This is a genomic window from Nonomuraea sp. NPDC049607, from assembly GCF_040675375.1.
GTDB lineage: Bacteria > Actinomycetota > Actinomycetes > Streptosporangiales > Streptosporangiaceae > Nonomuraea.
The window spans coordinates 1-5,391 of the sequence record NZ_JBFAOV010000087.1 but is presented as its reverse complement, the minus strand read 5'-3'; the positions used below and the strand labels follow the sequence as shown (position 1 = coordinate 5,391).

Sequence of the window (5,391 nt, the reverse complement as noted above, 5' to 3'; positions counted from 1 at the left end):
GCCCAGGCGGCCGCCCAGGACCGCCAGCAGGTCGGTCAGCATCGCGGCGAGCTCGTCGGGGCTGAGCCACAGCGTGCCCTGCCGGTAGGAGACCGAGTCGGCGACCGGGTCGGCGCCCTCGCGGCGCAGGTAGGCGTCGAACTCGGCGATCAGGACGGCCATGGCGGCGGCGAACCCCCTGCGGTGGTCGTCGAGCGACATCGCGGCGGCGGCGCCGGCGTCGATCGCGGGACGGTCCTGGCGCAGCCGGTAGCGGCGCTCGGTGGCGCCGCGTACGCGCTGCTCGCCCTCGATCTCCAGGAAGCCGCCCTCGGTGAGGTGGGCGACCTGGCGGTAGACGGTGATCTTCGGAACCTCCGGCATGCGGGCGCAGAGCTGCGCGATCGTCATCGTGCCCGCGGCGGACACGGCGTGCACGATGCGCAGCCGTACGGGGTGCAGCAACTGCTCGACAGGATCCATGGCCCAACGATTTCATATGAGATACCGTTATCCAAAATGAAAACGTTCGGACGGCGGAGGAGGACGCATGCGAGACGTGCGGGGGCGGGCGGTGCCGGTGAACGGACGGCACGTCTACGTCGAGGAGTCCGGCGACGGGCCCTCATGGGTGGTCTTCGAGGCGGGCGGCGGCTGCGGGCGCACCTGCTGGGACGCGGTGACGCCGCTGCTGGCGTCCAGGGCGCGGCTGGTGACCTACGACCGCGCCGGGCGCGCGCGCAGCGGCCCCGCCGGAGGGCCGCTCGGCATCGACGACCTGGCCGCCGACCTGGTCGCGATGACCGAGGCCGTCGTGCCGGGGGAGTTCGTGCTGGTCGCGCACAGCATGGGCGGGCTGGTCGCCCGCCGGGCCGCCGAGCGGCTCGGGCCCCGGCTGCGGGGGCTGCTGCTGGCCGACGTCCTGCCGGAGACCTCGCCGGTGTACGACACCTGGGACCGGACCGCCGAGCAGGTCGACCGCATGCTGGCGGTGTCGCAGGCGCTCAGCCGGTTCCGTCCCCTGGCGCGGTTGTTCAGCGGGAACGTCCGGCGGTTGTTCCCCGCAGACACCTACCGGACCATGCTCGCCGAGGACTTCACCCCGGCCGGGGTCGCCCAGACCCGCAGCGAGGTCCGGGCCGTGGCCGCCGCGATCCCGGAGTTCCGGGCCCGGCCGCCGCGGCTCCCCGAATGCCCGGCGATCGTGTTGTCGGTGACCCGCGCCGCCCGTGGGCGGGAGCGTCAGCACGCCGCCAACCGCGAGCACCAGCGCCGTTACGCCGAGAGCCTGCCCGACGGGCGCCACGAGGACGTCTCCGCGGGGCATCTGGTCCAGGCCGAGCAACCGCACCTCGTTGCCGACCGCACGGCCCGCCTCCTCCACCACGCGTCCTGATCGGTGGCGCATCGGTGGTCACGTCCGGTCCTCGCAGGCCGCCTCGGCCGGGACGGGGACCGTACCAGGTCGTTCCGGACGCGGGCGTGCGGAGGAGGCGGTGAGGCGGCGGTCCGCCACGGCCACCAGGGCGGCGAGCAGCACGAGCGCCGCCCCCGCGGCCAGCAGCGCCCTCGGCCCCAGGACGAGCGCCGCACCGGCCGCGGCCGCCCCCACTGAGGACAGCCCCATCTTGAGCCCCGCCACCGACACGAAGACCTGCGCCCGCGCCCGCGGCGGCGAGTACGCCGACCGTGCCGCCAGGCTGGCGGCGAACAGCGGCGCGTTGGCGAACCCGGCCAGCCCGAACGCCGCCACGGCCACCGGATAGACGGGCGAGAACGCGCACAGGACCAGGGCGACGGCCAGGATCACCACGTGCCGGACCGTCAGCCGCTCCGGCTCCCCGCGCAACGGGAACGCCGTCACCGCCAGCGAGCCCGCGAGATTGCCCAGCCCGTACACCGCCGCCAGAGCCGCGCCGGCCGTCGCGCCGTGGCCGAGCCGGGCGCCGAACTCGACCGCGACCACGGTCAGCCCGCCGGCGGTGACGGCGGTGAGCAGCGTGGCGACCAGCACCCGCCGCAGCGGCCCGACCGTGACCATGAGCCCCAGGGCCTGCCGCACCGTCATGGCCCCTTCACCCCGCCGAGCGGTCGCGTCGCTCCCGTCATGGCCCTCTCGCCGGTGAGCGGCGGGGTCGGCCGGGAGGGTCAGGACGAGGGCGCCCGCCACCACGGCGGCCGCCCCCAGCGCGAGGACGGCGGACAGCGGGCCGGTCATCGCGGCCAGCCCCGCGGCCAGGGCGGGACCGGCCGTGCCGCCCACCCCGTACGTGACCGCGTCCCAGCCTTCGGCCCGTCCCCGCGCCATCCGCCCGCGGGCGGCGATCTCCGGCAGGCGGCTGCTCAGCCCGCCCGTCACCATCGGGCCGCCGGCCCCGGCGACCAGGAGCAGCGCGCCCACCACGGGCAACGGCGCGACGCCCATGAGCGCCGCGCCGGCCGCCAGCGCCGCTCCGTGCAGCGCGAAGGCCCCCGCCAGCAGCCGCCGCCCGTCGGCGGCCCCGTCCAGCCGGCGCGCCAGCCAGGGGCCGAGCAGATGGGGCACGGTCAGCAGGGCCACGAACAGGCCGCCGGCCGCGGCGCCCTGGGGGAGACGCTGGATCGCGAGCAGGATCAGGCACACGGTGGCGCCGCCGTCCACGCATCGGACCAGCGTCGCCGCGCCGACGTACCGGACCGTCGGCCATCCGGCGAAGGACGGCTCCGGCCTGTGGGTCTTCACACCGACTCCATTCGGTAACTGGCAAAAGGAAGAACAACAGTTACCGACCTTAGGGAGTCCCCTGGAATGCGGTCAAGGGCTCACGCGGGGAAGCAGTCGCCGGACGGGGCGAGCCGGGCCGACATGTTGCGCTCCATCATGTGCAGCGCCGCCTGCCCGAGATCCGGGTGGATGGACGCCACGCAGTCGGGCGGCACGGTCAGCTCGTAGTGCCGCACGTACGCGTCCAGCGCGCTGTACAGCACGCACTGCTCCGTCACCTGCCCCGCCAGGACGACCCGCTCCGCCCGGCTCTGGGACAGCAGGTACTCCAGGGACGTGCCGAAGAAGGCGCTGTGCCGCACCTTGGGCAGGAACGCGCACCCCGGCGGCGGCAGGACCGGCCGCACCAGGTCGGGCCGCCGGCCCTTCATCGCCCGCTCCTCGATCTCCCGCCGGTCGGCGGCGAAGTCGCCGTAGTTGTCATTGACGTACACGAGCTCGATGTCGTCCCGCTCGCCGGCCCGCGCGACCAGCTCCGCCAGCGGTTCGACGATCGGCTCCACCTGCCGCGCGAGCTGCTCGGCGTCCTGGTGCTCGTACGGGTTCAGCATGTCGATGACGACCAGCGCAGATCTTGCCATAACCCCTGTCCTGTCCAGGGGGCTGCCGTTTTATCCAGGACAAATCGGGGCAGACACCCCCGATCCCGTGCCAGGGGCCGACCGGCGGCCCCCGGCACGCTCACGGGGTGGTCAGTTGTTGTCGACGAACTGCTGGGCGAGGGTCCTGCCCAGCGTCACGGCCTGGTTGTGGTTCTCGATGGCCGAGACCTTCGTCCCCGAGCCGGTGAACACGATGTACGTGACGCCGGAGTCGGTGCCGCCGTTGCTCGGGTCGGGATTGATGCCCAGGTCGGCGGCGGTGCGGTAGGAGGCCTCGCCGATGATCCCCGACGGGCCCGTGTCGCCCATGACCGCGTACTCCACCTGGCCGTTGTAGATGACGGCCACCACCGTCCCGCAGCCGATGCCCTTGGTCCGGTAGTCCCAGATCGAGCTGGGGCTCGGCACCACCATGTACGCCAGCTGCGCCGCGTTCAGCGGCGTGTCGGACGTGGTGTGGCAGAACGTGTCGGCCTGGAAGCAGCAGTCGGTGTTCTCGTTGCACTGCGTGGTGCGGACGCCGTCGCAGTCGATGTCCAGGTCGCCCTTCCAGAACACGCCGCCGGTCTTGCCGCACACCGGGACGGTCCCCGAGGAGACGTCGGAGTCGGTCTTGTACTTGCCGTTGGAGATCTGGGCGCATGTGGTGACCTTGGCGAGGAGCTGGTCGGCGGTGGGACCGCCGGTGCCGCCGGTCGCGGTGCCGGTGACCGCGGCGCTGTGCGCGGACTCGTTGCCCGCCGCGTCCACCGCCGTGACCGTGTACGTGTGCGTGGACCCGGAGGTCAGCCCCGCCACCGTGGCGCTCGCGGTGGGCGAGGTCGCCACCACGGCGGTGCCCTCGTAGACGCGGTAGCCGGTGACGCCCACGTTGTCGGTGGAGTCGGTCCAGGCCAGGGAGATGCTGGCGGCCGAGGCGCCGGTCACCCGCGGGCCCGCGGGCACGGTGGGCGCCTGGCCGTCGGGGCCGCCGGAGCCGCTGACCGACAGCCTGTCCACGTTCGGGCCGCCGTCGGCGCCGGTCCCGGTCGCGCGGACGGTGTTGACGCCGGCGTTCAGCGTCACGGTGGCGCGGGCGTCGGCCCAGGTGTCCCAGCTTCCGGTGCCGGGGAAGGCCAGGCCGGTCACCGCGGTGACGCCGTTGACGGCGATGTCCATCGGGCGGGCGACGGCGGTGCCGTTGGCGTAGCGGAAGGTCAGCGTGTGGCTGCCGGCCTCGGCGACGTTGACCGACCACTCGACGGAGCCGCCGGCGGCGTTGACGTAGTCGACGAACCCGGTGCCGGTGTAGCCGGTGTGGTTGGTGGCGACGCTCGCCTGGGTCAGCGTCGCGGCCTCGGCCTGGTATTCGGTGGCCGGGGCGTCGGCGGTGGTGGCCTCCAGGAAGTCGAGGTTGGGGTTGCCGCCCGCGGAGGCGGCGGTGACGCGGATCTTGTTGTCGCCCTGGTTCAGGGTGGCGGTGAGGGTGGAGGTCGCCCAGGTGTCCCAGTTCGCCGTCGCGCCGAACGAGCGCCCGGCCGACACGACCGTGCCGTTGACGGAGACGTCGGAGGTCCGGGCCGAGCCGGTGCCGTTGGCGTACCTGATGGCCAGGGTGGCGGTGCCGGCCGCCGGGGCGTTGACGGTCCACTCCGTGTACGGGCCGGCCGTGTTGTCGCTGTTGACGAAGCCGGTGCCGGAGAACCCGGCGTGGTTCGCCTCGACGGCGCCCTGGACGTTGGTGGCGTTCTCGGCCTCGTAGCGCACGGTCGCGGCGCGGGCCGGCAGCGCGACGAGCGCGGAGACGGCCAGGCACGCGGCGGCGATCGGGACGAGGGTGCGTAAGCGGGTTGCGAGCACGGTCACTCCCTCGGGGGCTATTGGATGGCGGAGCGGCGGATCGTGTCGGCGGTGCCGTCGCCGTTGTTGTCGGAGTTGGTCGAGCCGAACCAGATGGCGGCGGCGTTCGGCACCTTCTCGACCGCGCGCAGCCTGCCGTAGGTGGCGTTGAAGTAGGAGTTGACCGTCGAGACGTTCTCGCCGTTCAGCACGATGCGCCACAGCCGC

Annotated in this window: 5 protein-coding genes and 1 pseudogene; 1 reads left to right on the top strand and 5 read right to left on the bottom strand. The window is 73.7% G+C overall.

Annotated features, from left to right (window positions below; translation table 11 throughout):
- On the bottom strand, positions 1-462 hold a 462-nt coding region (locus AB0J97_RS51350), incomplete at its 3' end, for a helix-turn-helix domain-containing protein (protein WP_364104691.1).
- Between the two features lie 67 nt (positions 463-529).
- Here AB0J97_RS51350 and AB0J97_RS51345 point away from each other — a divergent pair.
- Positions 530-1,375, top strand: coding sequence for an alpha/beta fold hydrolase (locus AB0J97_RS51345; RefSeq protein ID WP_364104688.1), 846 nt, complete (start codon positions 530-532; stop codon positions 1,373-1,375).
- An 18-nt stretch (positions 1,376-1,393) separates the two neighbouring features.
- On the opposite strand, the gene AB0J97_RS51340 is transcribed toward AB0J97_RS51345, so the two are convergent.
- The 4 genes and pseudogenes from AB0J97_RS51340 to AB0J97_RS51325 all read right to left on the bottom strand — a co-directional run.
- Positions 1,394-2,701: a YbfB/YjiJ family MFS transporter gene (locus tag AB0J97_RS51340; protein ID WP_364104685.1), complete on the bottom strand. Its 1,308-nt coding sequence runs from the start codon at positions 2,699-2,701 to the stop codon at positions 1,394-1,396.
- An 80-nt stretch (positions 2,702-2,781) separates the two neighbouring features.
- On the bottom strand, positions 2,782-3,324 hold the full coding sequence (locus AB0J97_RS51335) for an isochorismatase family cysteine hydrolase (protein ID WP_364104682.1): 543 nt from the start codon (positions 3,322-3,324) through the stop codon (positions 2,782-2,784).
- A gap of 111 nt (positions 3,325-3,435) precedes the next feature.
- A complete protein-coding gene (locus tag AB0J97_RS51330; protein ID WP_364104679.1) occupies positions 3,436-5,184 on the bottom strand; it encodes a CBM35 domain-containing protein in 1,749 nt (582 codons plus the stop codon).
- Positions 5,185-5,201: 17 nt separating this feature from the next.
- Positions 5,202-5,391 (bottom strand): annotated as a pseudogene (locus AB0J97_RS51325) (PQQ-dependent sugar dehydrogenase); the annotation flags it as partial.

What these genes read in the sequence shown, in the direction of transcription:
- AB0J97_RS51345 (WP_364104688.1), top strand. Translation starts at nt 530, where the DNA reads ATGCGAGACGTGCGGGGGCGGGCGGTGCCGGTGAACGGACGGCACGTC.
- AB0J97_RS51335 (WP_364104682.1), bottom strand. Translation starts at nt 3,324, where the DNA reads ATGGCAAGATCTGCGCTGGTCGTCATCGACATGCTGAACCCGTACGAG.